21 protein-coding genes are annotated in these 26,624 nt (G+C 40.4%); 12 read left to right on the forward strand and 9 right to left on the reverse strand.

From position 1 onward, the window contains the following. Positions 1 to 2 precede the first annotated feature (2 nt). The 8 genes from VB740_RS22540 (at position 3) to VB740_RS22575 (ending at position 9,830) form a co-directional block, all read left to right on the forward strand. Positions 3 to 1,046, forward strand: coding sequence for a glycosyltransferase family 2 protein (locus VB740_RS22540; RefSeq protein ID WP_323202135.1), 1,044 nt, complete (start codon positions 3 to 5; stop codon positions 1,044 to 1,046). A 12-nt stretch (positions 1,047 to 1,058) separates the two neighbouring features. Then, complete coding sequence (locus VB740_RS22545) at positions 1,059 to 2,216, forward strand: glycosyltransferase family 4 protein (RefSeq protein ID WP_323202136.1); 1,158 nt, start codon at positions 1,059 to 1,061, stop codon at positions 2,214 to 2,216. A 165-nt stretch (positions 2,217 to 2,381) separates the two neighbouring features. Further along, complete coding sequence (locus VB740_RS22550) at positions 2,382 to 4,622, forward strand: ATP-binding cassette domain-containing protein (protein WP_323202137.1); 2,241 nt, start codon at positions 2,382 to 2,384, stop codon at positions 4,620 to 4,622. Positions 4,623 to 4,687: 65 nt separating this feature from the next. Further along, the gene (locus tag VB740_RS22555; RefSeq protein ID WP_323202138.1) at positions 4,688 to 5,902 is read left to right on the forward strand and encodes a glycosyltransferase; all 1,215 of its coding nucleotides are present in this window, start codon (positions 4,688 to 4,690) and stop codon (positions 5,900 to 5,902) included. 45 nt (positions 5,903 to 5,947) lie between these two features. Then, positions 5,948 to 6,907, forward strand: a complete 960-nt coding sequence (locus tag VB740_RS22560; RefSeq protein WP_323202139.1) for a glycosyltransferase family 10 domain-containing protein — start codon at positions 5,948 to 5,950, stop codon at positions 6,905 to 6,907. Positions 6,908 to 6,910: 3 nt separating this feature from the next. After that, the gene (locus VB740_RS22565) at positions 6,911 to 7,891 is read left to right on the forward strand and encodes an Npun_R2821/Npun_R2822 family protein (protein ID WP_323202140.1); all 981 of its coding nucleotides are present in this window, start codon (positions 6,911 to 6,913) and stop codon (positions 7,889 to 7,891) included. 3 nt (positions 7,892 to 7,894) lie between these two features. Continuing rightward, positions 7,895 to 8,785, forward strand: a complete 891-nt coding sequence (locus VB740_RS22570; protein WP_323202141.1) for an Npun_R2821/Npun_R2822 family protein — start codon at positions 7,895 to 7,897, stop codon at positions 8,783 to 8,785. A gap of 16 nt (positions 8,786 to 8,801) precedes the next feature. Next, complete coding sequence (locus VB740_RS22575) at positions 8,802 to 9,830, forward strand: Npun_R2821/Npun_R2822 family protein (protein ID WP_323202142.1); 1,029 nt, start codon at positions 8,802 to 8,804, stop codon at positions 9,828 to 9,830. Between the two features lie 431 nt (positions 9,831 to 10,261). On the opposite strand, the gene VB740_RS22580 is transcribed toward VB740_RS22575, so the two are convergent. The 3 genes from VB740_RS22580 to VB740_RS22590 form a co-directional block, all read right to left on the reverse strand. Then, positions 10,262 to 10,636, reverse strand: a complete 375-nt coding sequence (locus tag VB740_RS22580; RefSeq protein ID WP_323202143.1) for a hypothetical protein — start codon at positions 10,634 to 10,636, stop codon at positions 10,262 to 10,264. Positions 10,637 to 10,664: 28 nt separating this feature from the next. Beyond that, entirely contained in the window at positions 10,665 to 12,389 is a 1,725-nt protein-coding gene (locus VB740_RS22585) for an AarF/ABC1/UbiB kinase family protein (protein WP_323202144.1), read from the reverse strand. Between the two features lie 778 nt (positions 12,390 to 13,167). Further along, the gene (locus VB740_RS22590; RefSeq protein WP_323202145.1) at positions 13,168 to 15,759 is read right to left on the reverse strand and encodes a M1 family metallopeptidase; all 2,592 of its coding nucleotides are present in this window, start codon (positions 15,757 to 15,759) and stop codon (positions 13,168 to 13,170) included. A 552-nt stretch (positions 15,760 to 16,311) separates the two neighbouring features. Between VB740_RS22590 and VB740_RS22595 the strand changes: the two genes are divergently transcribed. The 4 genes from VB740_RS22595 (at position 16,312) to VB740_RS22610 (ending at position 20,714) form a co-directional block, all read left to right on the forward strand. Then, on the forward strand, positions 16,312 to 17,994 hold the full coding sequence (locus tag VB740_RS22595; protein ID WP_323202146.1) for a DUF3352 domain-containing protein: 1,683 nt from the start codon (positions 16,312 to 16,314) through the stop codon (positions 17,992 to 17,994). A gap of 248 nt (positions 17,995 to 18,242) precedes the next feature. Continuing rightward, a complete protein-coding gene (locus tag VB740_RS22600) occupies positions 18,243 to 19,163 on the forward strand; it encodes a class I SAM-dependent methyltransferase (protein WP_323202147.1) in 921 nt (306 codons plus the stop codon). After that, positions 19,156 to 20,124 (forward strand): PrsW family intramembrane metalloprotease, encoded by a 969-nt coding sequence (locus tag VB740_RS22605; protein ID WP_323202148.1) that lies wholly within the window; start codon positions 19,156 to 19,158, stop codon positions 20,122 to 20,124. Before VB740_RS22600 ends, VB740_RS22605 begins: the two co-directional genes overlap by 8 nt. Positions 20,125 to 20,156: 32 nt before the next feature. Next, complete coding sequence (locus tag VB740_RS22610) at positions 20,157 to 20,714, forward strand: Uma2 family endonuclease (RefSeq protein ID WP_323202149.1); 558 nt, start codon at positions 20,157 to 20,159, stop codon at positions 20,712 to 20,714. A 69-nt stretch (positions 20,715 to 20,783) separates the two neighbouring features. On the opposite strand, the gene VB740_RS22615 is transcribed toward VB740_RS22610, so the two are convergent. The 6 genes from VB740_RS22615 to VB740_RS22640 all read right to left on the reverse strand — a co-directional run bounded on the left by VB740_RS22615 (position 20,784) and on the right by VB740_RS22640 (position 26,216). Further along, a complete protein-coding gene (locus VB740_RS22615) occupies positions 20,784 to 21,656 on the reverse strand; it encodes a 6-carboxytetrahydropterin synthase (RefSeq protein WP_323202150.1) in 873 nt (290 codons plus the stop codon). 242 nt (positions 21,657 to 21,898) lie between these two features. Next, positions 21,899 to 22,600, reverse strand: coding sequence for a J domain-containing protein (locus tag VB740_RS22620; protein WP_323202151.1), 702 nt, complete (start codon positions 22,598 to 22,600; stop codon positions 21,899 to 21,901). Between the two features lie 15 nt (positions 22,601 to 22,615). Next, positions 22,616 to 23,578 (reverse strand): cysteine synthase A, encoded by a 963-nt coding sequence (gene cysK / locus VB740_RS22625; RefSeq protein ID WP_323202152.1) that lies wholly within the window; start codon positions 23,576 to 23,578, stop codon positions 22,616 to 22,618. Positions 23,579 to 23,658: 80 nt separating this feature from the next. Next, positions 23,659 to 24,096: an Rrf2 family transcriptional regulator gene (locus VB740_RS22630; protein ID WP_323202153.1), complete on the reverse strand. Its 438-nt coding sequence runs from the start codon at positions 24,094 to 24,096 to the stop codon at positions 23,659 to 23,661. Positions 24,097 to 24,134: 38 nt separating this feature from the next. Further along, on the reverse strand, positions 24,135 to 24,287 hold the full coding sequence (locus VB740_RS22635; RefSeq protein WP_323202154.1) for a transposase: 153 nt from the start codon (positions 24,285 to 24,287) through the stop codon (positions 24,135 to 24,137). Between the two features lie 216 nt (positions 24,288 to 24,503). Continuing rightward, a complete protein-coding gene (locus tag VB740_RS22640) occupies positions 24,504 to 26,216 on the reverse strand; it encodes an iron uptake porin (protein ID WP_323202155.1) in 1,713 nt (570 codons plus the stop codon). Positions 26,217 to 26,624 lie beyond the last annotated feature (408 nt).

Raw genomic sequence — 26,624 nt, forward strand, 5'->3', positions numbered from 1 at the left:
CAATGACTCCACTTGTTTCAATTGTTGTTACCTGTTTTAATCAAGCTGACTACCTAGAACGCTCAGTTAAAAGCGTACTATCACAAACATTTACTGACCTTGAATGTATTATGGTAGATGATGGTTCTACTGATAATACAAAAGAAGTTGCCCAACAATTGATTAGTCTAGATTCAAGAGTCAGCTACTTCTATAAAGAAAATGGCGGAGTATCCTCAAGTCGGAATTTTGGCTTTAAACAGGCACAAGGTCAGTGGATTCAGTTTTTAGATGGAGATGATTGGATTCATCAAGATAAAATTAAATTTCAATTAGATCATTTAAGTACCTTGAATGTTCAAGAAAATACTGTTTCATATACAGATTATGAACGGGTATTTATAGACAGAGATCAGCAAATTATTAGCAGACAAGAAAATATAGTTGGTTCTTTATCAAGAGAGCAATTGATTGAGCGATTACTCATACCCGATTTTCTAGCTGATTCTCCATTTCCCTTACTTCAGCAATGTCTATTAATGAGTAGAGATGTGCAGGAGAAAAAAATATTTGATGAGCGTTTAAAAGCTCTGCAAGATAGGGATTTTACAATAGACCTTTTAATTGCCAATGTTAATTTTGTCTACACATCTATGATAGGAGCATATTACACAAAACATCAGTCTAATAGAACTAATAACTGGTCTTATATGAAAGCTTATTACATTTTGTTATACGAGACAGTGTGCAGTAAGCATAATGATTTAATTCCTTTATGCCAAGTAGGTATAGGTTTTTTGCTTAAAGAAGCAATTAGAGAAAAAGAGCAAGATAATTTTGCTCGGCTAATTAAAATGTTTTCTCCTCCTTTGTACTTATTAAACAAAAAAATCAAGATTAATCATAGCTATTTACTCAAGCTAATCTATCAAACTAGGCTAATTATTCCCAGCTTTGTACTATATGAAAAATACCGAGGCCCGCGATCGCAAAAAATCATCTCGATTTTTTACCAATTCATCAACTTATTCAAAAAGCCAAAAAGCAGTTATATCAATACTGATTAAAGCAACTAATATATGAAAGGAAAAGTTTCGTTAGTTGTGAGTGACTTGTCTGGTGGAGGCTCAGTTCGAGCTTTTTTACTAGCTCAAGTTCTAAAAAAAATAAATTATAAAGTTGAGATTGTCGGATTTTTATTTGGTCAGGAATTATATGCTATTCCTCCTAAAGGAATACCGTTAGTTGCTATTGATGGCAAAAACTATCCTGAGTTTTTTGCTTCAGCTAAAAAACTTTGGCAAAAACTAGATGGCGACATTATCTATGCAGTCAAACCTAAACCGACAAGTTTTGGTGTATCTCTACTGCATAAATTAGCTAGTCGTCGTCCTTTGCTTTTAGATATGGATGATTGGGAACTTAGCTGGTATGGAGGTTTTGAATGGAAGTATCGCCCTAATCTTAAACAATTTGCCAGGGACATTTTAAAAAAAGATGGTGCATTGAGATTTCCCGATCATCCACTTTATCTCCAGTGGATAGAAAGTTTAGTATCTCGTGCCGATGGGATTACGATAGATACTCAGTTTCTTCAAAACCGCTTTGGGGGTGTTTATTTGCCTAATGGCAAAGATACTGCCATGTTTGACCCTGAAAAATATAATCCAGAGGTCAGTAGAGAGCGTTATGGTTTAACAAAGTATCGAGTTCTCATGTTTCCTGGTGCGCCAAGACCTCATAAGGGAGTTGAAGATGTCTTAATAGCGTTAGATCAGTTGAATCAGCAAGATTTAAAATTAGTCATTGTGGGAGGCAGCCCTTACGATGATTATGATGAGCAGCTGATTCAAAAATGGGGACGCTGGATTATCAAATTACCAAAGTGTCCTGTGGAGGTTATGCCTGAGGTTGTAGCAGCTGCTCACGTTGTAGTTGTTCCCCAAAGAGATAGCGTGATTGCTCGTGCCCAATTTCCTCTAAAGTTGACAGATGGGATGGCAATGGCTAAACCTGTGTTATCCACAAGAGTGGGAGATATTCCCGAAATTTTAGCAGAAACTGGTTATTTAGTTGATCCTAGTTGTCCCCAACAAATTGCTGCACAAATTCAACTGATATTTGCGGATTTAGAACAAGCAAAGGAGCGAGGTAGAAAGGCTAGAGAAAGATGTTTAGAAAAATACAGCTTAGAAACTATGGCATCTACTTTATCTGAGTTAATTTCGCGTTTATGAGGATGGTGTATGGTTACAAATCTATGATTAATCTAGATTTCACTCAATTGAAAATATCGTAACCAGCGAGTATATCTCTACGTAAGAATAGCTCTAGATTGATAAAAATTCTATAGTAATTTTCATTGCCACTATAAAATTATAAATTTATAATCTAAATCCCCAATGTCTAACCGCAAGCTACTAGTAAAATTTGCTAAACCTTATCCATCAAGGATATTTTTTACAATATTGTTCGGATTTTCTGGCGCTTTATTTAACGGTGTAGGTACGACGCTAATTGTACCAGTCATTCTTCAAATAGTGGGTCAACCTGTAGATTTGACAGGTGCTCCGCCAATTATTAAATCCATTATCTCTCCCTTTGATCAGGTTCCAGGAGATTACCGTCTTGCGGTGATGGCTGGCTCAATTATATTTATAATTATTTTAAAAAATTTAGCTGGCTATATCGGTAGTTTAGTGTCAAGTTCTTTAACGCGGACGTTGACATCCGATATGCGAGAAGCAGGCTTAAAGCTATTACTAGATATTGATATAGATTATTACACCAAAATGAAAGTTGGTGATCTAATCAACAGCCTTGGGGGAGAAATTAGTCGTGCTGCTAGTGCTATAGGCAGTGTCATCAGATTAATCATACTGGCAATTACAATTTTAGTTTTTGTGGCTTTGTTGCTGTCAATTTCTTGGCAGTTGACCATTGCTACTACAATATTGCTAACTTTGGTGACGTTAATAAATCAGTACGCAATTTACCGCTCAAGAGATTTTGGTGCCCAGCTTTCGGAGATGTCTAAAGCTTATTCCATTTCTGTGTTAGAAATGCTAAATGGAATTCGCCTAGTAAAGTCAACTGGAAATGAAGATAGAGAATATAAACGGATTCAAAAGCTAATTCGTGACCGAGAAAAAGCAGATTTTCAATCGCAAGTCAATTCTGAGGCTATTACACCAGTCAGCGAGGTGACAGGCATTATAGCCTTAATATTCATTGTCTTTTTGGGTCGCACCTTATTTGCCGACCAGATTAGTTCAGTCTCAGCCGTTTTGATTACATATTTATTGTTGCTATTGCGACTACTGCCGTTTATTTCTCAGTTAAATACTCTTCGTAGTAGCTTTGCTAATACTGCTTCTAGCGTGGATATTGTCGCTGATTTTTTACGGGAGGATAATAAGCCGTTCATGGGAAACGGTACAATTCCTTACGAGAAATTAACAGAGGGAGTGCATTTTAAGCATCTCTGTTTTTCCTACCCTAATCATCAAAATATAGTACTTCAAGACGTAAATTTATATTTACCACGCGGTACTACTTTAGCTTTGGTAGGTAGTTCTGGTGCTGGTAAATCAACAATGGCAGACCTGTTACCGAGATTTTATGACCCTACATCTGGCTGTATTACCCTAGACGGAATAGATTTGCGAGATTTCGATTTGAAATCTGTGCGGAAGGCAATGGGAATTGTCAGTCAAGATACGTTTCTCTTTAATGATTCGGTGCGGAACAATATTGCTTATGGACGACCAGAGGCTAGTGATGACGAAATTCTCACAGCCTCAAAGCGAGCAAACGCCTATGAGTTTATTAGCAAATTACCTCAGGGATTTGATACGCAGATTGGCGATCGCGGTGTGATGTTGTCAGGTGGACAAAGGCAAAGATTAGCGATCGCTCGCGCACTGCTGCAAAATCCCGAAATTCTGATTTTAGATGAAGCCACTAGCGCCTTGGATACAGTTTCTGAACGCTTAGTACAAGCTGCACTTGATGAGCTAAGTCGCGATCGCACAACCCTAGTAATCGCTCACCGCCTTTCCACAGTCCAAAAAGCCCATCAAATCGCCGTTTTAGACCAAGGAAGTGTAGTAGAAATCGGCACCCATGAAGAACTTTTACAAAAAGGTGGTTACTACTCACGCCTCTACTCAATGCAATTTGCTGATCAGGCTGAAATTTCCACCAGAAAGAATCCCAGCTTTAACCGAATTTCTCACGAACTACGGACAAGGCTTAACTCAATGATTGGTTTCCTCGGACTATTAGCTGATGATTTGGTAGACAATTCCCAAGAACGGCACGAATTAATTGACGAATCATATAATTCAGCTTTAAGAGTTCTCAACGCCATTGAAGTCTTCGACGATATGGTTAACCTGAAAATTAACTCACAGTTATCGTCAGATATAGATATAAATCAAAATCAAAATAAGCAGTATCAAAACTTCACTAATATCTCCGATGAGTTTCGCACACGTCTCTATCCCCTCATTAGCTCTCTACGCTTGCTAACCGATAAATTAGAATCCGAACCCCAAAAACAAAATCAATTAATTACAGAATCTTATAAATCTGCTATTTACCTACTAGAGACATTAAAGGTTTTTGAGGATAAAGTTTAATTTTAGTTAATGTAATTAACAAAAGCCTTTTTACCACAATCTTGAAAAACCTATTCTCTAAAACAATGATAAATTTTTCAACAAAAAATCAATATATTTTTTACACCAGAGAGCTATCACTAAAACCGGACACAGCACATGAAATTCATGATGTTCTTTGTGCCAACGCAGCGGCTAACTTAGGCTACTCCTCAGTTTTAATGTATCCAGATAAAAAATCTTCTATTAATATATTATCGTTATTTTATCTTGAACAACCCAAAAGCCCTGACAGAGAATTTATAGAATTTTATGATGTTCAAGAAAAGCTCAAAATTGCTGCATTGCCAATGCCTTGGCCCATTGATCAAATAGGTGGTAAGTTTACTAACTCCAGTACAGTAGTAACCAAGTATTTTTTACCGATTCATATCCGCCCTAATTCTCAACTTGTTCATACACGAGATTGGAACTTTGTCAAAGCCGCAGTCAAAAATCAAATTCCTACTATCTATGAACGTCACTACTATCAAGACCAAAAGTTTGAGCCGGAAATTGTCCACAGTCCGTATTTTAAAATAGCTGTCACTCAATCGGAACCCATCAGGCAAAGCCTAATAGAATATGGAATGCCACCCGAAAAAGCCATTTGGCTACATAACGGATTCAATGAATCGTTTTTAATCAGACAGCCCCAAGAAGCCGAAATATGGCGTCAAGAATTGCTTACAAATGGACGTAAGCATTTAGTTGTCTATTCAGGCGCTTTGTATCCTTTCAAAGGAGTCGATCTCTTAATTGATTCTGCTAAAGAATTGCCAGAAATTCAGTTTGTTATCACAGGAGGCACAGAAGCGCAGGTACAAGCATATCAACAGCTAGCCAGAGATAAAAATGTAGAAAACGTTAAATTTTTAGGCTGGATACTTCCACGAGAACGATTAGTCAGCTTGTTTCAAGCCGCTGATATTTTGGCTCATCCTCACTGCGCTGGAAAATCAGCAGATTTCACGAATCCAGTTAAGTTTTTTCAGTACATGGCTGCTGGTACTCCTATAGTTGCAACTGAGATTCCACCTTTAATGGAATTCAAGGCATCACCTTTAATTGCTAGTTGGTGTACACCAGATAACCCGCATAAACTTGCCCAATCTATTCTACATACTTTAGAAACCTATCCCCGTAAAATAGAGGGTTATGCAGCTAGTATAGATTTTGCCCAGCAATTTTCTTGGGAAAATAGAATCACCAAAATATTAAGCTACATAGAAGAAGCTCAACGTCCACCAATTCTGGCGTAATGGTACAGAAATTAACTTAAAACTAACTACGAATAAATACGATTTATGACTATCAAAACTGTTGGCATGATTAGTAGCTATTCAGGTCTTGCTAAAACCAGAGATTGGTTATGGCAACAAACTCCGCATCACTTTGGTGTTTGGGACAATATTCAAATGTTGAAAATAGCTCAAAAGCCAGACTTTATGTTGCTATATCAGTTTGATTTTCCCCAACCATCCTCACAGCAATCTTGGTTAGATATTATTCGTAAACGACAACAAAAACCAGAAATAAATATAGAATCTCTACTATGTGGTGTGCCGAAAGAGCGGATTATTTATTTTCTCCGTGAACCGCCCTTAGATGAGATTGTAGAAATAAATAAGCGGAATTATCAGGAGGCTCAAAAGTATTGTGGTCATGTTTCCGGGCCCGATGACTTTGCGCCTAATCCCGATTATATGCCTGCTATTTGGTATCATGCCAAATCATTTGAGGATTTAAATGAGATGCCAATCCCAGAAAAAATTGCCCCATGCAGTTGGATTACTTCGGGAATTAGCCGGACAGCTAACCATCGCCAGCGTTTAGATTTTTTGAAATCATTGCAAGCCAGCGGTACTAAGTTCGATTTATATGGGCGGGACTTACCTGAATGGTCGGCAACGAAAGGAGAACTTGGTCACAAATGGCATGGAATGGCACCATACTATTACAATCTGGCAATTGAAAACTATGCAGACAATAATTGGTATGTGAGTGAAAAATTATGGGATTCTTTGCTTGCCTGGTGTCTACCAATTTATTACGGTGGCCCGGCTGCTGATAAATTATTGCCGCCTGGTAGTTTTTTAAGATTACCCAGTTTAGATGAAAAAGGCATTGCCTACATCCAAGAAGTGACAGCTACACCTGATGCTTGGTATGCTGCCAAAGATGCGATCGCAGAAGCACGTCAAATTATTTTACATAAATTAAACTTGCTTAACTGGTTATCAAACTTTGTTGCTCAATCCTCATAAATTATGAATGGTATTTGTACCCTTGGCAATGATTATGTTTTTGATCAACTGGTGGCTTTGCTCAACAGTATTGATGTTATCTTAGGCCCAGAAACTCCAGTTTGTATTTATCCTTTTGATGATCGGACACAGCGAATTGCTAATGAAATAGCTAAACGCCCTAATGTATTTATTTACGATAATCAGGAATCAATCAACCGTTGGGATCAATTTATGCTCTCAGCAGCACCAGAACGATTGAATCGTAGTAAATCCCGTTTGTATGGCGCTCACCGTCGTTTTTGCGCTTTTGATGGCCCATTCGATAAGTTTATCTATTTAGATGCAGATACCTTAGTGATGAACTCACTAGAGACAGTGTTTGAAAAGTTAGATAGTTATGATTTCGTTGTCTATGATTTTCAATTTAAAGACGTTAGTAAAATATACAATGTTAATTCTCCTAAATTACTAAAAGTTTTCGAGCAAAAACGCATTGACTCTGAAATATTTTGTTCAGGCTTCTATGGCTCGAAACGGGGAATATTTAACTCAGAACAAAGAGATTTGCTGATATCCCATTTACAAAATGGTGACGCAGAAATTTTGTATGAGGGGGCTGGTGAACAACCACTGATCAACTACATGGTAATGAGGTCTAATCTTTCTATTTATAACTTTGCTCGGCAACTGCCAGACAATGAAACAACTGGATGTTCTGCTACATCAAAGCACTTTGAGGAAAGAGAACATATTCTCTATGACAAAGATAATAGGCTAACTTACATTCATTACATAGGAATTCCTCCTAATATCAATCAAGCAGTTTGTGCTGGAGAAAATATTGAGTTTCCTTATCGAGATTTATTTCTCTACTATCGCTACCTGCACGAACCAGAGAAGCGTCCAGCCTTTAAAAACCCTCCTAAAAATTATAATGATGCTCCAGTACCAAATCTACTTACAAGAGCTTTACGAAAATTTAAGTTAATTAAACAAGGATAATTTATGAGCCGGGGAATTTATATTGTTGCCAATGATCGTGTTATTGATAATGCGATCGCCTTACTCAATAGCATTCGTTGCTATGATCCAGAAGTAACTATTTATCTGATTCCTTTTAATGATAATTATCACAAGGTAGCAGAACAGCTTGCTACCTTACACAAAGCGCAAATTTTCCCAGAGTTAGAACTTATTGATAAATTTACCAAACGCATTGGAGAAATTTTTGATAGAGATTTTCTGGCTTTACCTAACAAAATGCGTAAACTAGTGGCGTGGTTTGGCCCTTTAGATGAGTTTATTTATATTGATACTGATATTGTCGTTTTTGAAAAAATCGCTGATAATTTAGACAAACTTTCAGAAGTTGATTTTTTCTGTTGTGATTACCATCATGCTAATGACAAACTGCGAAATATCTTTTCACCATTTGTCAAAGAGCAGCAAATTTTTTCAGATTCCCAACTTGAAGACGTTTTTAACAGTGGCTTTTGGGCTTCGCGAAAAGGAGTTATTACCGAACAACAGATGGATGAAGCTTTGCGCGAATGTGCTGCACATCGCGAATATTTTGATTTCTCTGAAGGAGTTACAGACCAACCAATTTTAAATTATCTTGTTCTCAAACTAATTTCCAAACGTGGAAATCTCGTTAAAATTCCTGGAGGAGGCCCTGGTAGTTGGGCGGGTTCGCAAAACTTCCAACAGCAAGACTACGCTCTTTATGACCGAGGACAACGGCTAAAATATCTTCATTGGGCTGGTACGCGGATGAAAACTGGTAGTCCCTATTGGCAATTGTGGGAACACTATCGCTATCTCCATGAGGGTAAATTTGCTTTTATCCCTAAACTAACTCGCCGTTTATTTCCCTTTGTTGCTGCCCGCACTTAATATTAGGAATATCCCAATGATTGATGGTATTTACATCCTAGCTAATGATGTCGTCTATGACCAACTAGTTGCGTTGCTCAACAGTATAGAAGCTAATGCTGGTAGACAAATTCCTGTTTGTGTAATTCCATATAATGAGCGGTTAGACCAAGTAAAGGCAGAGATTGCAGTTAGAGATAATGTCACCTTATTTGAAGACTCTGCTTCTATAACGCGCTGGGAGAATTTTGGCACTCGTATCTGGAAAGCTCATCCAAGAGCTTTAAAATTGTGGCAAGAATATGGCTTACCAGAAAACTATCGCATAGAAAGGCATCGAAAACTTTGCTGTTTGGATGGCCCTTTTAACAAGTTTATCTTCTTTGACGGAGATACTCTGTTAATGAAACTACTCGATGATGTTTATCATAAGTTAGATGAATATGATTGGATCACAAATGACTTTCAATATAAATCGGATTTAAATTATATTTTTAATTGGACAGAAGATAAGCTAGAAAAAGTTTTTTCTCTAGAAAATATTAGTAAGCGCGTCTTTTGCTCCGGTTGGTTTGCTTCTAAAAAGGGCGTTTTTGACGATGTAATGTTAGCAAACTTACTAGAAAAATTAGAAGCAGGTGAAGCTGATGCACTGGCGTGGGCAGATTCCGATCAAACAGTTATCAACTATTTAGTTTTACGAAGTGGAATCTCTTACTATAATTACGCCGCAGATGTTTCAGCCACTGGTAACCACTGGACTTCTAAATTTGATGTTGTAGATAATATTCTTTATGACCAAGGACAACCTCTGACTTACATTCACTATATGAGTGTATCTTCTTCAGATTTTGCGAGGCTTTGCACTGGTGAAGATGTCGATATTCCATATCGAGATGTGTTTTTGCATTATAGGTATTTAAAAGCACCAGAACAAAGGCCCAAAAGCTTTAAGCGTCAGAGTCCGCTAATACGTCTACAAAAGACTACTACAAGTTTTTTAAATCAAAAAGTAAACAATATTAAGCTTAACTATCGGAATTTAAAGAGTAGAATGACTAAGTAATTAAGCAAAAGTGGAATTGAATGTTATTGATGTAGTTTATTTATTGTCAACGCCAAAATTTTAAACAAAGCTGAGTATATTTTGAGTCACAGTTGCTATCCTTTTAGTCAAGGTACTGTAAATGCAAGTTTCGGTCTTTGTACGTAATTTTAACGCAATTATAAGAATCCGCTTTGATTTTTGTTCACGCAGCGTGGTGTAGCCATACTTATTTGCGTAAATAGGAAGTGGGGAGTAGGGGGAATAAGAAATCAGCCTTTTCTAGTTGTACGGAGTTTTTTCAAAAGTCGAATATCATTCCTATATTTGGAGTGATGAAATTTAAGTAAAATATAAGTATTCACCACTAGATAATGCTCTCATTTTTAGTAGAGCATCTTGCTGGAGGTGAATATTAACGTAATTTGGATGTTTATGAGGTGTCCTACTATCTAAGAAGGAGAATCTAAATCTAAAGATTGCATACCTTCGCGTTCTATAAAGGTCATCATACTTCCCAACTGCAACCAAACTAGCAAACAAGTAAACAGACTAATTGGTAAACCGACTCCTAAAGCTAAAGATGTGGGAAAGCCAAATATTGCTAAACCTGAAGACAGAAATAGAGAAGTACCGCCAGTTATGCCGAGAAATGGCACAAATAATTCTTTCAGTGAAGAACGCGGTTTAGTATTTTCTGTGCGTTCGCTTGGCCATTTCTGCATAATTACTTTTAAAGTACCAGATAATGCCAAACCAGAGGTTAATGCTGTTAAAAAGCCAACAAGCAGCAGAAAATAAGGCGGTTGCAGAGGAAAATAATACATGAAAACTCCTGATTTATATTAAAGGTTTTTAGTTTTTATTTGCTGACTGGTTCTCATTAAAAGGCGCAAGGAATGTAGCTTGGGGGAGGATAGCAGCTGCACCTTGTCTGGATAAGTCTGTTAAAATGCCGATCGCTATATTTAGTAAACGATCCGGTTTTAAGTCATCTTTAACCAGGTGCCACAGGCGTTGGACATCTTCTGTGTGCAGGCGGTCATCTTCAGTGAGAGCAAGCACCAACTGTCGCCGGAGAAACTTCCCTTCTTCTGACATCAAATATTGGAACCCCATCTGGGCTGTGGGTAATACATCAAAGTTGTTATCAGTCCGAGCGATCGCAATTAAATTTTCTAACCGCTGCCATTGAAATTTACCATCTTTGAATAACACATTCAATAATCGCCGCCGTAATTCGGGCGATTCCCCTGTCAGCAACCGTCGTGCTATATAGGGATAACCTACTTCAACAATTTTGAAATCTGGGTTGAGGCTTAAGGCAATACCTTCCTGAGTCACCAAGGAACGGATAATCAAAGCAAACTTTGCCGGAACTCGGAAAGGATATTCGTACATCAGTTCCGAGAATTCATCGGTGATAGTTTTGAAGTTAAAATCTTTGACATTTTTACCAATGGCGTTTCCTAGCACCGCTTCTAATGCTGGCACGATTGGACAAATATTCGTGTCTGGAGTTAGAAACCCCAATTTCACAAAATCTTCGGCTAGGTCGGTGTAGTCTTTATTCACCAAATGCACTAGCGCATCCACCAGCGTTTCTTTGGTGGTTTCCTCTAACTGATCCATCATACCGAAGTCAATATAAGCCATGCGACCATCGGGCACAGCAAACAAATTACCGGGATGAGGGTCAGCATGGAAGAAGCCGTGTTCCAATAGTTGTTGCAATCCTGAGGTAACACCAATTTGGATGATTGCCTCTGGGTCTAAACCTGCTTCTTGAATGCGTTGAGTATCTGTCAACTTGAAGCCGTTAATCCATTCCAGCGTTAAAACGTGGGTATTGGTATAACGCCAGTAAATTCCTGGAACTTTTACTTGCGGATCGTTGCGGAAGTTGTTAGCAAATTTTTCGGCGTTGCGGCCTTCATTTATATAGTCGATTTCTTCAAATAACTTTATGCCAAACTCGTCCACGATTAAAGTTAGGTCGTGACCGAGATTTAAAGGCAACCAAGGGGCTAGCCAACCTGCTGCCCAACGCAATAGATAAAGGTCGCGGGTGAGAGTCGGGCGTAAGTTGGGGCGTTGCACCTTCACTGCGACTTCTTCGCCGCTGAGTAAACGACCACGATATACTTGACCCAAGCTAGCTGCTGCTACTGGGTTAGGCGACAGTTCGCTAAAGCTTTCATGAATGGGACGGTCTAGTTCAGCTTCGATAATTTGGTAAGCGATCGCATTATCGAAAGGTGGTAACTGGTCTTGTAACTTTATCAGTTCTTCTAAAAAATCCTTACGTATTAGGTCAGGCCTGGTGGAGAGGGCTTGACCAACTTTAATAAAAGTCGGACCGAGGCGGGTGAGTAGTTCTCGCAACTGGATAGCTCGTTTACCCTTGTTCTGCTCAACTTTATCTTGCCATTCGTCCCACTTGAGACTGAGTATAAATGCTGCAAAAGAGAAGAGAATTCTCAAAAGTCGCCCCCAGGCTAGCCAGGGACGGTAACTATAGTAGCGAGCGATCGCCTCTGGATTATAGAGTTTTAGCAGAGCCGGTTGATGCTGACCCACGCCTTTATTTGCCTCTTCAACTGAAAAATTTACAATGATTTTTTTCTCCTAACCCACAAGTTAGTTGCAGATTCAGGATAGCAGTAATCTTTTATCTAAAACAGTAAGAACTCTACCCTTTTGGGATACTGTTCGTGGTGATTTTAGCCTATTGTTGCTGCCTAGATTTATTTATCTTTTTCTTAATTATACTTTATAAAACTACAACTATTTATCCAAGTTTCAGATGTTTTTATCTTTTCTTAACTATTTTTTATAAAATATAAATATCGACTTGTGTCTGATTATGCAGATTTAAATAAATTGGGATCAGAAGTAATTTTATATACTAACTGTTAGATGGAGTAGTAGTACTATTACTGTCTTGGATTTAATCTTCGTTACCATTCCCGCATTGGAATTTATTCCAATGCTAATAGCTAAAGTCCACTCAAGAGGACTAAAAACAAAATGTTCAGCCATGTAGAAGGCTGTCTTATAGCGGTTCTCAGTTGAGTACCCAGTAACCAACCACCTCTTCCGAGCAAGCGAGGAGCTTGCTCTGATGTACCTCTCATTTAATTAGGAAAAGCTATGTGTAAAAGGTAAAATCTCAGTCCACTTGAGTGGACTTGAGCTATCAGCCCAGAACTTAATTTCTGGGCGGGATATCGCATAAGCGCTACACTTTGACTTCATAAGATAATTATTATTTACAAATGCTATAAAATTGGTAAGTGGTACTGATTTTGCCACACTTACCAATTACCAATTAGCTACTTTTAAGCATCATCTAATGCTATTTAGATTTTGCCTCCAAGTTTTCTAAACGGCTTCTCAATTCCTGATTTTGTTGTTTGAGTTGGTCGAAATCCTCACGTAATTGACGCAGCGTTTTTTCTGAACCGATATTCTTTTGCACTTTGGAAATTTCTTCTTCAGCATAGCGACGTACCCGCCCATCGGCTGTTTGTTCAGCTAGCGATCGCAAAATCCCCACTGCTTTGGGTGTTTCCATTTGTCCTAATGCTGCTGCTACTGCCACTTGCGTTAAAAAGAAGGTTTCTTTGGCTAGTTCTGTTAATTTTTCTAAAATCCGTTCCAAATTAACCGGACTTTGACCCACAGAAATTTTTCCTAAAGCGCGAATTGTGGCTAAACGTAGGGGTTGTGGTACACCGAGTTTGGTGTATTCAATGAGCAGATTTAAAGCTGCTTCCGAGGTTTTGAATTCAGCTAAACCAGCAACTGCACCACTCCGCACTACTTCATTCCAACCCACCCTCTCTTCTAAAACCGATTTCAACAACTTTAATACTTTGTCTTCCTTGGGTTTTTCTTCCAAGTTTGCAGATGCGATCGCCCCGATCGCACGAGAAGCTGTTGCTTCCACGTAGTAGCTAGGATCGCCCTTTTGTACTAACCCTCTCACAACTTTATAGCTTTCAGCAGTTTTAATTTGAACAAGTGCTTCCACTACAGATCGTCGCACGTAAGCATTTTTATCTTTTAACCCAAGAACTAAACCATCAAAGGCTTGGTCTAAATTGATTTGGGCTAATTGTTTAGCCACCTCCACACGCACGCCCCACAATGGGTCATTTTTGAGCGCCGCAGATAGTGCTTTTGTTGCTTCTAACCCGCCTTTTTTTGCTAAAGCTTCTGCTGCATAGATCCGCGAAATCGGGTCGGAATCAAATTCTAGCTGTGCTTTTAACTCTGATATTGGATACTCTAAAGTTACTGTTTTCAAGTAATTATTCCCAACATCAAAGCTGATAAATTGGGGCTTATTCTCTAGGGGAAAGTAGAAACTTTGTTCACGTTCATTTACCCGCACTGTGAAAGTTTTCAGTTTTATCGATTCTTCCTGTTGCTTATAGCCAAAACCAATAGGTATTTTTAAATCAAACAAATCTTTACTGCCATTTTTACCTTCAGCAGCTTGAGTTTGAGTTACTGTAACTTTCGCCAAATTAGCATCGCCATCCCAAGAGTAAGCGACTTTAAAATCGGGATGACCACCACGAAAAACATATTGGTCAAAGAGGAATAAAAGATTATGCCCGGTAGCCTTTTCAATAGCCCTGAGTAAGTCTACTGTTTCTACAGTTTTGTGGGCATTATCTTGAACAAATGTTTGGATAGCCTGCCAAAATAATTCATCTCCTAATTGGGCCCGAATCATGTGATAAACACAAGACCCTTTTTCGTAAATGTGGCGATCGTAAAGTTCAATAGCTTCCCGGTAAACATGCGTTACCATCGGGCGACGATAGCGGCTGCTATCTTCACTAATGTAACGACGAGCTTCCAATAAACGATAGTAAGCTGCTTCTTCTAGACTATATTCTTGTTCTGCCCACATCACTTCAGAATAGGAAGCCATCCCTTCCTTTATCCAAGCATGAGACCAATGCTTAATCACCACCAAATCACCAAACCACTGGTGTGCGAGTTCATGGACGACTAAACTTTCGGTATTGCGATTATCTAAAGCAGCACGTTCATCCAGCAAACATCTGTCTGTTAACAGAGTTGTAGAGGTATTTTCCATCCCGCCAAAGATGAAGTCATCGACGCAAACCTGGGCATATTTGGGGAAAGGATATGAATAACCATACTTTTGGCTCAAAAATTCGATCATGCGGGGAGTTTTGCCCATGCTGCGTTTAGCATCTTCCTCCCGTCCCTTTTCTACGTAGTAGGTAACTGGTTTCCCATTCCACTCATCCTGAATTACGGCAAAGTCACCTATTGCCAAAGTCATCAAGTAGGTAGGATGAACTTGTTGCTGTGACCAATGGTAGATTTTGTAATCACCATCTTCTGTGGTATCAATTAGTTCGCCATTGGAAATTGCAACGAGAGGGTTGGGAACACGAACGCGAATTTCTGAAGTAGACAATTGTCCTGGATAGTCAAAGCAAGGGAACCAAAAGCGAGAATCTTCGTCTTCTCCTTGAGTCCAAACTTGAGTTGGCTTGTTTGGGTAATGCTTATCTGGTTGAATAAAATAAATACCACGTTGCGGTTTTGCCACTGAGTAGGCGATCGCAATCAGTAAGCGTTTACCAATTTGGGTCGCTTCAGAAAGTTGGATGGAAAGCTGTTCCCCGTCGTAGTCAAAATTTTGTGGCACCTCGTCCACCTGCACAGACTCGATATTCAGGTTGACAGCATCCAAAGTCAAACGGTCAATGCCATTACGGATTGGCAAGAGGCGAATGCTACAACTGCCCTGATAGCTTTGCTTAGGAATATCTAAGCTGAGATCGAGAAAAATATGCTCCACTTGTCCGGGGCGATCGGGGTTGTAGTGTGGTCTTGCTCCCGGTAACTCAAAAGGTTTGTGTCCGTTATTATCTGTATCAAAATAAGACTTCGACATTGATCCTTACTGACCTTGTAATCCTGAAAAGTCTGGCTTGGCTGGATGTAATTAAGTAAAATAGCGGTGTCTAAATGTATTTCCCACAACAGGGCATTATGGAGGTGAGAACTCCTCTTTGGGATTGGGGGATTGAAATTAATCTCACCCGAATTTCCAAAGGTCGGCTGCTGATCCTTGGATTTTTTCCATATCCCTCCCGCATCTACTTGTCTTGATGTTTTGCACTTTTTTGTCATCGAGTCAAGAGTCTCTTGCACCTCGATAGATTCTCATTAAGTACAAATACTCCTAATCGTTCTTATAACTTAGGATAGCTTGCTGCTGTTGAGCAGGCTATTTTGTTTGAGATGAACAGCATATCATTTGCGGATTCGCTCCTCATTCCCTTGAAGTATTTTTAGAGTAATTATTTTAGACTGCTAACTTATAGGACTACTAATTTTATCAGTAAATACCGATCAATGAGCGGAAATTATTAATAAATCCGAAAACTCTACAATGACACTTGTATAAATCTCGGTGACAATCTGAGCAAAAGAGGATAATAAAATGCCCAAAAGTAAATCAAAGTTTTTCATTCCAGCTATTGGTGCTGCTGTAGTTGTAGCAGGAAGTATAGCAGCTTATACGTATTTTAAAGGTTCACCAGAAAGTAGCTCAGATGCTCTAGGTAGTGCGAAATTAGTACCTTCAACAGCATTGATGGCAACTTATATTGCTACTGACTCTCAAGCCTGGGCAAAGTTACAGCAATTTGGCACTCCAGAAGCACAAAAGTTAGTGGCAAAAGGTCTGGAAGATTTTAATAAGCAAGTGTTCAGTGACAGTAATATTTCTTATGAAAAAGACATAAAGCCTTGGGCTGGTGGTGTAATGATTGCTGTACTCCCACCAAATCCTGTGAAATCGGCGCAGTTAAAAGTGCCGTCTGGAGCACCTAACTTACCAACAAATTTACGGCAGGAACCGAATCTCCTGATACTAGTGGGAATCAAGGACAAACTTAGTGCCTTGAATTTTGCTAATAAATTGAAGTCACAAAAAGGAGTGAAATTCCAAGAATCTGACTACCAAGGTCAAAAAATTATCGAAACTACAGAAAAGGGCAAACCAACATATAGCGTAGTTTTAAATAATAGTCACTTGGTATTAGCTCCCGAAAAGCAAGCTGTAGAAAAAGTAATTGACACCTTTAAGGGACAGTCTTCTTTTGCCAATAAAGAAGGTGCAAGCAGCATTCTCAGCAAAGGAGTGGATGTCAAAAACAGCCTCGCCCAAATTTACGTACCAGACTATGCAGGTATGGTACAGCAATTAGCAGCCGGAAGTCAGCAGGCAAAGCAGTTACCTCCACAAGCCTTGACACAACTGAAGCAGATAAAATCTGTGGTAGCGGGTGTTGGTGTTGATGATGCAGGAGTGCGGGTAAAAGCGATCGCTAATTTAGATCCGCAACTAAATAAATTCCAGTATCAATCAAGTCCTGGAAATATAGTCGGGCAATTTCCTACTGATACCTTTGCTCTGATTAGCGGCAGTGGCATCAGTCGTGGCTGGGAAACGTTAGTAGAACAATCAAAAGATTATCCAGAAATGAAGCAAGCTTTTGAACAGGTACGTGGGCAACTGAGAATTGCCAATATTGACCTGGATAAGGATATTTTTGGGTGGATGAATGGAGAATTCGCGTTTGGTGGTATTCCATCAAATCAAGGCGTGTTAGCAAGTGTTGGTTTTGGAGGTGCTTTAGTATTTGATACTAGCGATCGCAAAACTGCTGAAGCTACCTTAACAAAATTAGATACCCTTGCCAAAACCCAACAAATTAACGTAGCCAACAGAAATATCGGTGGTAAAGACGTAACTGAATGGCAAATTCCCCGACAAGGAGCTTTGTTGGCACATGGTTGGCTGGATCAAGATACTGTATTTGTAGCTCTTGGTGGCCCTGTTGCTGACGCACTTGCGAATGGCAAAAATCCATCTCTCAACAATAGCGACGCTTTCAAAGCCGTTACTGGTTCTTTGCAAAAGCCCAACGGCGGCTATTTCTATCTGGATATGGATAAAACTAAAACTGTGCCACTAGTCAATAGTTTAATTTCATCTAACGCGAATACTATCACCATCCTAAGTTCCATTCGTGGTCTTGGTTTTACCGCCAATAGCCCTGATAAATCTACTAGTGAATTAGAGATGCTGTTAGCTCTCAAGCCGAAGACTGCAAAATAGGGCATTGGTCATTAGTCATTGGGCATGGGGTATTGGGCATTGGGCATAAAAGGCAGAGGGGCAGAGGTGCGGAGGGGCAGAGGGAAAAAACTGAAAAACTTACTGCAACTTCTCCTCGGCTCCCCTGCTTCTCTGCTCCCCTGCTCCCCCTACTCCCTACTCCCTACTCCCACAATTCAATTTGCTTCTAGACTGGAGTTCAACAAGTATGTCATAAGTAGAAAAGGCTCTTAAATGCGAACTGATTTATGACTGCTGCTGTAAACACTAATCCTGGCTTCACTTCCCGCTTGGTAAATGGCGTACTGGCAATCAAACCTTTAGCTAACCTAGCCAAGCACCAAGCTAGACAAATGATGATTAAACGTGCCGAAGGAATTGGCGTGCCTTGGACGCAAGAAGTCAAAACTCTACAAGCGCGTGATTGGAAAGCTGATCTAGCTCAAGTAGAAAATCCTCAGCTTTCCTACCCAGAATACTATTTGAGGACATTCCATGCCTACGAAGGTGGAAACCTCAGTTGGAAAGCTGCTTGCGAGTTAGAAGTTGCGGCTCGTACTGTCCATGCCGGAATTTGGCAGGATGCTGGAGCACAAGGAGATGCTAAACTGCGCCAAAGTTATCACGACATTCTCAAAGTTCAAATCCCTAATCAACCACAAGACATCCTAGATTTAGCTTGCGGTGTGGGTTTGAGTACCTTTACGATGCAAGAAATTTATCCCCATGCAAAAATCACAGGCTTGGACTTATCTCCTTACTTCTTAGCCGTTGCCCATTACCGCACCCAACAACGCCAAGCTAAAATAAACTGGCTTCATGCCCAAGCTGAATCTACTGGGCTACCAGATGCCTCTTTTGATTTAGTTTCCATTTTTCTGATGTGTCATGAATTACCCCAAGCACCAACCCGACAGATTTTAGCTGAAATGCGGCGCGTGCTGCGTCCAGGTGGCTACTTGGCAATCATGGATATGAATCCAAAATCTGAAGTTTACCAGAAAATGCCAGCTTACATTTTGACTTTGCTCAAAAGTACTGAACCGTATTTGGATGAATATTTTGCTTTGGACATTGAGCAAGCTATTGTTGAGGCGGGTTTCCAAATTCCCATTATCACTAATAATACCCACCGTCATCGTACAGTGATCGCTCAGGTGAGTGGTTGATTTATCTCTACTGTTGTGGGCAGCAATACCACCCTTGCTGCTATTAGGCTACTACTACTATCGGATACCATTTGCCCCGCCTCTGTTGAGATTGCTGATGTTCTTTATCATCGGGGCAATATGTGGTATTTTAGCCCTTAGCCTAGAATGGATTTTTGAAGTTGTAGCTAACAGGTTTGTAGACTGGCATCAGATTAAGCGATCGCTTCCTGGTATAGCTTTGCGGCAGCTTGTGGAAGTAGGCCCAATTGAAGAAGGCTGCAAGTTTGTAGCGGTTGTTCTCCCAACCTACTATCTGCAACGCAAGTATCGATTACTTGCATCTACCGTTTTCCTCTTCACCATAGCTGTTGCCCTTGGATTCACTGCCGAAGAAAATTGGATTTACCTTTTCCACGATACAGCATCCATTCTAGACCGTACTATCGGTATGCCAGTCCACGCCATGTTCTCTGCACCTTGGGGATATGCCTTAGGAATCTATATTTCCTCCAACACTCGTTTAAATCGAGACAAAAAGTTCATTTTTAGAGCTTGGCTAAATTCTGTAATCTGTCATGCTCTAGTTAATGTCTTATCTAGTGCTTGGCGTTACTCACTACCTTTAAGTTTCCTGAGTTATGGTTTATTTCCGTTTCTCTTGTGGATGTTTTGGCGACTGGAACAATTACTGCGAAAAGTGCAAGGTAAACCCGCCATTACACTGATCTCAGGCTATACACCCCAACAGCGTTACTGGCAAAGGAGTTTAGTACTGTTTGCCCTCGTGCTGGGTGGAAATGCTATTTTTGGGCTGTTTCTCTTAGCAAGGATTCTTAGTCCCTTGAGTCCGTCGAAGCTTTTTGATCCTGAGATTTTATGGTTTATAATTAGTCGCATTTTACTAAATCTCTTTTTCGGAGTTTTAGCCTGGGGCATTTATCGCTATTTGCGACATTCCGCCCGTCGTCGGTATTTTTAAAATATGATTTAGAAAAATGCTAGGGGGTTTCTATGCAAACAACTCCAGTGCGTTGGACGACTGCTGATTTAGAATTATTTGCTAGCGATCGCAAAAATCGCTATGAGATTATTGATGGAGAACTATTTGTGACCAAATCACCTAGTTGGGATCATCAATCCAGTTGTGGCAATATTGTTACAGTTCTTAACAATTGGTCAGATGAAACTGGTTTAGGTAAAGCGGCGATCGCACCTGGAATTATTTTCTCAGATTCTGACAATGTGATCCCTGATGTGGTGTGGGCAAGTCATGAACGCTTAAAAAACTTGCTAGATGAAGCTGGACATCTCACGGGCGCACCGGAGTTAGTTGTAGAGGTTTTATCCCCCGGTGAAAAAAACCAGAAACGTGACAAAGAAACAAAGCTAAAGCTTTATTCAGTCCAAGGTGTTCAAGAATATTGGATTTGCGATTCTATACAGAAGAAAGTTGAACTTTATCGCCGTGAACAGGCTGCATTAAAGTTAGCAGCTACTTTATTTAGTCAAGATGAGTTAACAAGTCCTTTGCTACCTGGTTTCAAGTGCTTAGTTAGTAAACTTTTTTAGTTGGGCATTGGGCATTGGGCATTGGGATGATATAAATTCCCTATGTCCTATGCCTAAATTTTAAATTACCTAAACGCTTGCCAATACTGGCTGATTCCCGGCTGCGCTGACTGAATTTGATTCGGATTCAGTACAGTAAATTTCGCAGGAGTTATTGGGACTTTCAATCAGTTTTACTTTGTAAAGTTTAGCTCCCAATTCTTGAATAGGCGATCGCAGCAAATTACTAATGTAAAGTGCGATATTCTCAGCAGTGGGCACAACTTCAGCAAAGTAAGAAATGTCTTTGTTTAAAAAGGTGTGATCGAATGGCTCGACCACATAATCTTCTATTACTTGGTTCAATGCCCCTAAATCAACAATCATGCCAGTCCGTGAGTCAATTTCCCCTTTCACGGTAACTTCTAAATGATAGTTGTGTCCGTGGCCGTGAGGACGGGCACACTTACCATAAATCTCAGTGTTTTCTTCGTTACTGAGGTTAGGGTGAGCTAGCCGATGGGCGGCGCTAAAGTGAGTACTGATGGTGAGGTAGGCTTCCATTGCGTTTCCTGTATAATCTGCCCAAAGTTCAGGATGTTCAAATAACTGTACACGGACTAGAGGCAAGTGGGGTGCTAACCTCTGCCAAATAATCCGTGCAATATTCTCAGTGGTAGGCAGAGTTTGTTCAAATTCTGCCCACGCATCATTGAGATAAGAGAAGTCCAATTGACTGGTAACTTCCCGTTTAATTACGTGTTTTACATCAGACAAGTTCAGCACCATCCCATATTCATCCAATTCCCCGGCAAGGGAGATAAATAAGACATAGTTATGTCCGTGTCCCGGAAATCTAGAGCAAGCACCAAATTTCTCAATATTCTCAGCTTCACTCAATTCTGGCAACCAATAGCGATGACTTGCCGAAAACTGAGCACGGCGGTTAACAATACATTGCATGAGTACACTATGAGCAGAATTTAAAATTTCTTAATCTTTCTCTGCTTCCAGCATAAACTAATTTCTTAGTCATTAGCCCTTTGACATCCAGCGAAATTGAACCATGCCCAATGCCCAATGCCCACTTGCCCTGAGCGTATCGCTAAAGCGAAAGCTCCGCTAACGCGCAGCGTCTCGTAGAGAAGCCGTTCGCGTAGCGTCCCGTAGGGAAGGGATGCCCCATCTCCAATTCCCAATAACAACTAGGTAACAGATGCTTGGGCCTCGCAATGTAATCTCGTAGCTATGCGGAATAGTTCGTGACCTGTGTGTAAATAACGCTCATCGTAGTTCAAAGGAAAATAACATAATTCATCAAGTCCATCTCCTACTTGATCGAGGCTGTAGTAGAGGTGAGCGGCTGTTCTTGCTAAACTAGGAGGGTTCGGGAGGGAACGAAAAGTAATTTGTGCCTGCTTGAGGTCATCTCGACAGATTTTTAAGTATTCCTGAAATTCATCTAATAACTCATCATCAAAAGGATCGGCAGCTAATTGCTCCATTTGTTCTTCTAACGAATAAAGAATGGTACAAAGCAAGCGATTTACTGGTTGGTAAACTTGGCGCAGCCATTCCTCAACTTGCTCGTCAACATCGCGTCCAGTTTTTCGTGTTGTCTGGTAATGCTTTTGCGCTGATGCTGTACGCTGTTGGCGATCGCTATTTAATTTTTGAGAGTCATCTTGCAGTTGTTGGTCATAATTGCGGCGATTTTGATTGTCGCCTAAGACTTCATAAGCTGCATTGATACGGATTATCTGCTCGCGATCGGCACTTTCCTGATTACTGTCAGGATGAAATAACTTAACCAAGCGGCGATAAGCTTGCTTAATCTCCGCTTGGGTGGCACTTGGACTAACTTTGAGAGTTTCGTAATGGTTAGAAACGTGCTTAGAATTGACCATTAATTCAATTTATCGTTAGCTGATGCTAGCGGCTAACCTTGTCTCCAGGTCTTGGAACAACGTTGTACTTAAATACCTCTCACCAAAACTGGGCTGAATCATCACAATTAAACGTCCCTTATTTTCTGGACGTTGAGCAACGCGAATTGCTGCACATAAAGCTGCTCCACTGGAAATACCAGATAATAGCCCTTCTTCTTTTGCTAAACGCCGACTGTAGGCGATCGCTTCTTCATCGGTGACGCTAATCACTTCATCAATCAATTTTATCTTGAGAACTTGGGGAATAAACCCAGCGCCAATTCCTTGGATTTTGTGTGGTCCTGGTTGTCCCCCAGATAAAACTGGACTATTGGATGGTTCAACAGCGATCGCTTTAGAACTCGGCTTGCGTGCTTTAATCACTTCTGCTACACCAGTGATCGTACCACCTGTGCCCACCCCTGCCACGATCATATCTACTTGTCCATCGGTATCTTCCCAAATTTCAAGAGCTGTAGTTTCCCGATGCACTTTTGCATTGGCTGGATTGCGGAACTGCTGCAACATATAGGTATTTGGCGTACTATTAACTATTTGTTGCGCTCGCCCAATTGCCCCACTCATACCTTCCATACCTGGTGTTAGTTCCAGTTCTGCTCCATAGGCCCGCAGCATTGCCCGTCGTTCCGCACTCATTGTCTCTGGCATTGTCAAAATTAACCGATAACCCTTAGCTGCTGCTACCATTGCTAGGGCAATTCCTGTGTTTCCAGAGGTGGGTTCTACCAATACTGTCTTCCCAGGAGTAATCAGCCCCTCCTCTTCGGCGGCGTTAATCATACTCACCCCAATTCGGTCTTTAACCGATGCTGATGGGTTCATACTTTCCAGTTTCACCAAAATTTCAGCAACACATCCTTCTGTTTGGGGAATGCGGTTCAACTGCACTAGGGGTGTACGACCAACCAGTTCTGTAATGTTACGAGCAATTCGCATAATTTAGTCCTTAATTATTAATTATTAGTCATTAGTCATTAGTTAGTAGTTACAAGCAACAAAGGACAAATGACTCTTGACTAAATGTAGTACATGATATCCAATTGCCGCCGTGAATCTCGTTTTTCACAAAGCTCCTGGAGCGTATATTTTTGTAACACTAAATTTGCCGCGCGGCTTGCTTCTTGCCAAATTTCTTCTATAACAGAACTGTCTACCCTTTTGGGATTAATTTCTTCTTCACATGCCTGCATCTCTAAGCCTTCCAAACATTCCAAAATTTCAAAAAGGATAATTTTACGGGGTTCTCGCGTTAATAGATAGCCACCTTTTGACCCGCGCTGGCTCTTAACTATACCTCCGCGTCTCAAGGTTGCTAGTAGTTGTTCTAGATAACGATCAGGGATATTTTGTTGTGCTGCAATTTGTCGAATTTGCAGTGGTTCGCCACTTTCGTAATGAGTGGCCATCTCTAATAAGGCTAGAATTGCGTATTCCGATTTACACGATAGTTCCACAAGCAGCAATCAGTAAGAGGATGTTTGTTTGGAAAATATTAGTAATACACTGTTTGCCATTTAGGAAAATCATCAGGTAGGATTTGCCATGCACAACCTGTACAGAGTATGTAGAAAATGGGGTAAGAGACGTTTTGCGTTCGTGTTGACGCGTCTCCTAGAGAAAATTTCTTGGCGGTAGCCCGTGGCAAGCCACTACCTATCTCTGATCAATTAAGCTTTTTAGCAATTTTTACGTAATCATTAGGTGAGTTAGAAATTTTTAGTTCTTAACTCACAACTCCTAACTTTTCTATTATACTCCGGTTCCCTACTGGGGTTTATTTTTTGCTCCTAGTTAAAAGAAAAATCCCCGCCATCAGGCGGGGAGAAATAGATTTCAAAATTGTCAATGAATAGTCAACACTCTAGAAGGTAAAAGTTGTTCTCAGCGTACCGATAATTGCATCGTCGTTATCGCTGTTTTGACCAGGAGAGGTTAACCAGATTACACCAGGAGTTACTGAGATGTTATCTGACACACGATATTTGTAGAAGCCTTCAAATTGATAAGGTGTATCATTACCAGTAAAACCTGCACGGTTAAAGGAATAAGGCTGTGCACCAGCAAAAATCCCTAAAACGTTGCCCTGTTTACCAAAATCAGGTAAGGCTACCCCTAAACCATAGCTCCAAGCTTCATAATCATCACCTATACCAAAGCCTGTGACATCGTGATAAGAGACAAAGCCACTAACTGACAGCTTGTCGCTAGGTCTAAATGCAGCTGACACACCGTAGGAGTTGGTGGAAGATGCATTTAATAAAGTGTTAGCTTGTCCAGTACCTACTAGAACTTCTCCAGTAGTTGCATCTGATGTGGAACCTGAGTTGAATAAAGAACCACTTGTATTATATCCGTGGACGTAGGTAGCAGCTAAAGCCAAGCGATCGCCAACACTAAAGTTCAACTGTCCAAGAGCTGCATAGTCGCCGTTGGTCAGACCTGAACTAAGACTGGGATTGTTAGCTTCCGATGCCAGGTAACCCGCAGTGATTGAGCTATTTCCTAGAATGCCAGTACCTCTACCAAGAGGTAAATTGACCGCTATACCTGCACCACCACCAATCCGATAGATGGGGCTTTCAGAAGCAAAAGTAGATAAAGCGCCGTTACCGCCATCAGTGTTGTCAAAAAAGTAAGGATTATTGACGGCTGCATAATGGCTGTGTCGTCCCCCACTAGCTGCAAGGTAAACTTGGGCTGGGCCTACGGGAGCTTCATAGGTCAAGCGGTCTATCTTAACACTGTTGTCACCAGTGCTACCAACTTGAAATGTTTGTGTGCCTTCAGCAGTGGTGATAGGAGCACCGTTGTTATCCACTTGCGAAAAGGCATTTGCATTACCAGCTGCTAGGCGGGTAGTTAAAACGTCTTTACCAGTGAAGCTAGTTTGCAAGTTTAAACGTACTCTATCTTGGAAGACAGTGTTGTTATTGTCGCCAGTGTCACCCCCAAACACGTCAGTAACGGCAAAAATGGCTTCACCGACTAGTTTGGTAGTAGTGGAAAACTGATTAGCTTCCAATTCAGCAGTCCGTGCTTCTAAGGAATCGACGCGACCACGTAGGGTTGCCAATTCTGCGGAAAATTCTTCTTGTAACCGTTGTAAGGTAGCTAAATCTTGTTTGGTCACCAAGTCAGCTGTTGCTGTGGCAATCAATTCGTTAACCCGATCCAAACAAGCATTCAAACCAGCGGCAAATTCATAACGGGTCAAAGCACGGTTACCGCGATAAGTAGCATTTGGGTAACCTGCAATACAACCATAACGCTCAACCAAGGACTGCAATGCTTGGAATGCCCAGTCTGTAGGTTGTACGTCGGAAAATTGAGAAACCGATGTTACTTGAGACTGAGAGTTATTTTGGCTACCTTCGTTGCTGTAGCGATTAACTTGATCTATGGTTGTTTGAGCCAATATTTCTGGCTGTTGGGCAACTTCAGTTACACCTGGTTGTCCGACTGGTGATACAACAGTTGTTTTGTTTGGAGCCGCAATCGCTGTTGTCGAGACTAACAACGTTGCTCCCAAAACTGCTGGGCTAACTACTAAGGATTTCCATAATAGATTAGACATTTTTTCTTTACTCCTCACACCTTGTTTAGATAATTGGTTTCGTCCCACCTAATTCTCGAAAATGCGACATCTCATCGAAACCTATGGATGAGGCATAATTGCCACTACTACAATTTTAGTTTTTGCAAAGCTAATAAACGATTAACTTGGGGTTAAAAACTGATGTGATTAACTTATGCAAAAACATATCTTTATATCATAACATTATAAAACATCTGATCTAGATGGCAAGATTGGAGCGATCGCCTTAATAACTGTCACACATATTTATCTAAATATCTAAGTAAGGAGTAGGGTTGAGGGCATTCGCTACCCACTTAAGTAAATCGCTCAAAGCTTGATACACTTATCCTTACTATAGGAATCATATTTGATTTCTGAAAATATTTCAGTAGGGTGTGTTATGCC

The sequence above is a fragment of the Nostoc sp. UHCC 0251 genome (assembly GCF_034932245.1).
GTDB lineage: Bacteria > Cyanobacteriota > Cyanobacteriia > Cyanobacteriales > Nostocaceae > Nostoc.

Bases quoted from the DNA above. Each gene is read 5' to 3' on its own strand.
- VB740_RS22540 (WP_323202135.1), top strand. From the start codon at position 3: ATGACTCCACTTGTTTCAATTGTTGTTACCTGTTTTAATCAAGCTGAC.
- VB740_RS22545 (WP_323202136.1), top strand. From the start codon at position 1,059: ATGAAAGGAAAAGTTTCGTTAGTTGTGAGTGACTTGTCTGGTGGAGGC.
- VB740_RS22550 (WP_323202137.1), top strand. From the start codon at position 2,382: ATGTCTAACCGCAAGCTACTAGTAAAATTTGCTAAACCTTATCCATCA.
- VB740_RS22555 (WP_323202138.1), top strand. From the start codon at position 4,688: ATGATAAATTTTTCAACAAAAAATCAATATATTTTTTACACCAGAGAG.
- VB740_RS22560 (WP_323202139.1), top strand. From the start codon at position 5,948: ATGACTATCAAAACTGTTGGCATGATTAGTAGCTATTCAGGTCTTGCT.
- VB740_RS22565 (WP_323202140.1), top strand. From the start codon at position 6,911: ATGAATGGTATTTGTACCCTTGGCAATGATTATGTTTTTGATCAACTG.
- VB740_RS22570 (WP_323202141.1), top strand. From the start codon at position 7,895: ATGAGCCGGGGAATTTATATTGTTGCCAATGATCGTGTTATTGATAAT.
- VB740_RS22575 (WP_323202142.1), top strand. From the start codon at position 8,802: ATGATTGATGGTATTTACATCCTAGCTAATGATGTCGTCTATGACCAA.
- VB740_RS22580 (WP_323202143.1), bottom strand. From the start codon at position 10,636: ATGTATTATTTTCCTCTGCAACCGCCTTATTTTCTGCTGCTTGTTGGC.
- VB740_RS22590 (WP_323202145.1), bottom strand. From the start codon at position 15,759: ATGTCGAAGTCTTATTTTGATACAGATAATAACGGACACAAACCTTTT.
- VB740_RS22595 (WP_323202146.1), top strand. From the start codon at position 16,312: ATGCCCAAAAGTAAATCAAAGTTTTTCATTCCAGCTATTGGTGCTGCT.
- VB740_RS22600 (WP_323202147.1), top strand. From the start codon at position 18,243: ATGACTGCTGCTGTAAACACTAATCCTGGCTTCACTTCCCGCTTGGTA.
- VB740_RS22610 (WP_323202149.1), top strand. From the start codon at position 20,157: ATGCAAACAACTCCAGTGCGTTGGACGACTGCTGATTTAGAATTATTT.
- VB740_RS22615 (WP_323202150.1), bottom strand. From the start codon at position 21,656: ATGCAATGTATTGTTAACCGCCGTGCTCAGTTTTCGGCAAGTCATCGC.
- VB740_RS22620 (WP_323202151.1), bottom strand. From the start codon at position 22,600: ATGGTCAATTCTAAGCACGTTTCTAACCATTACGAAACTCTCAAAGTT.
- cysK (WP_323202152.1), bottom strand. From the start codon at position 23,578: ATGCGAATTGCTCGTAACATTACAGAACTGGTTGGTCGTACACCCCTA.
- VB740_RS22640 (WP_323202155.1), bottom strand. From the start codon at position 26,216: ATGTCTAATCTATTATGGAAATCCTTAGTAGTTAGCCCAGCAGTTTTG.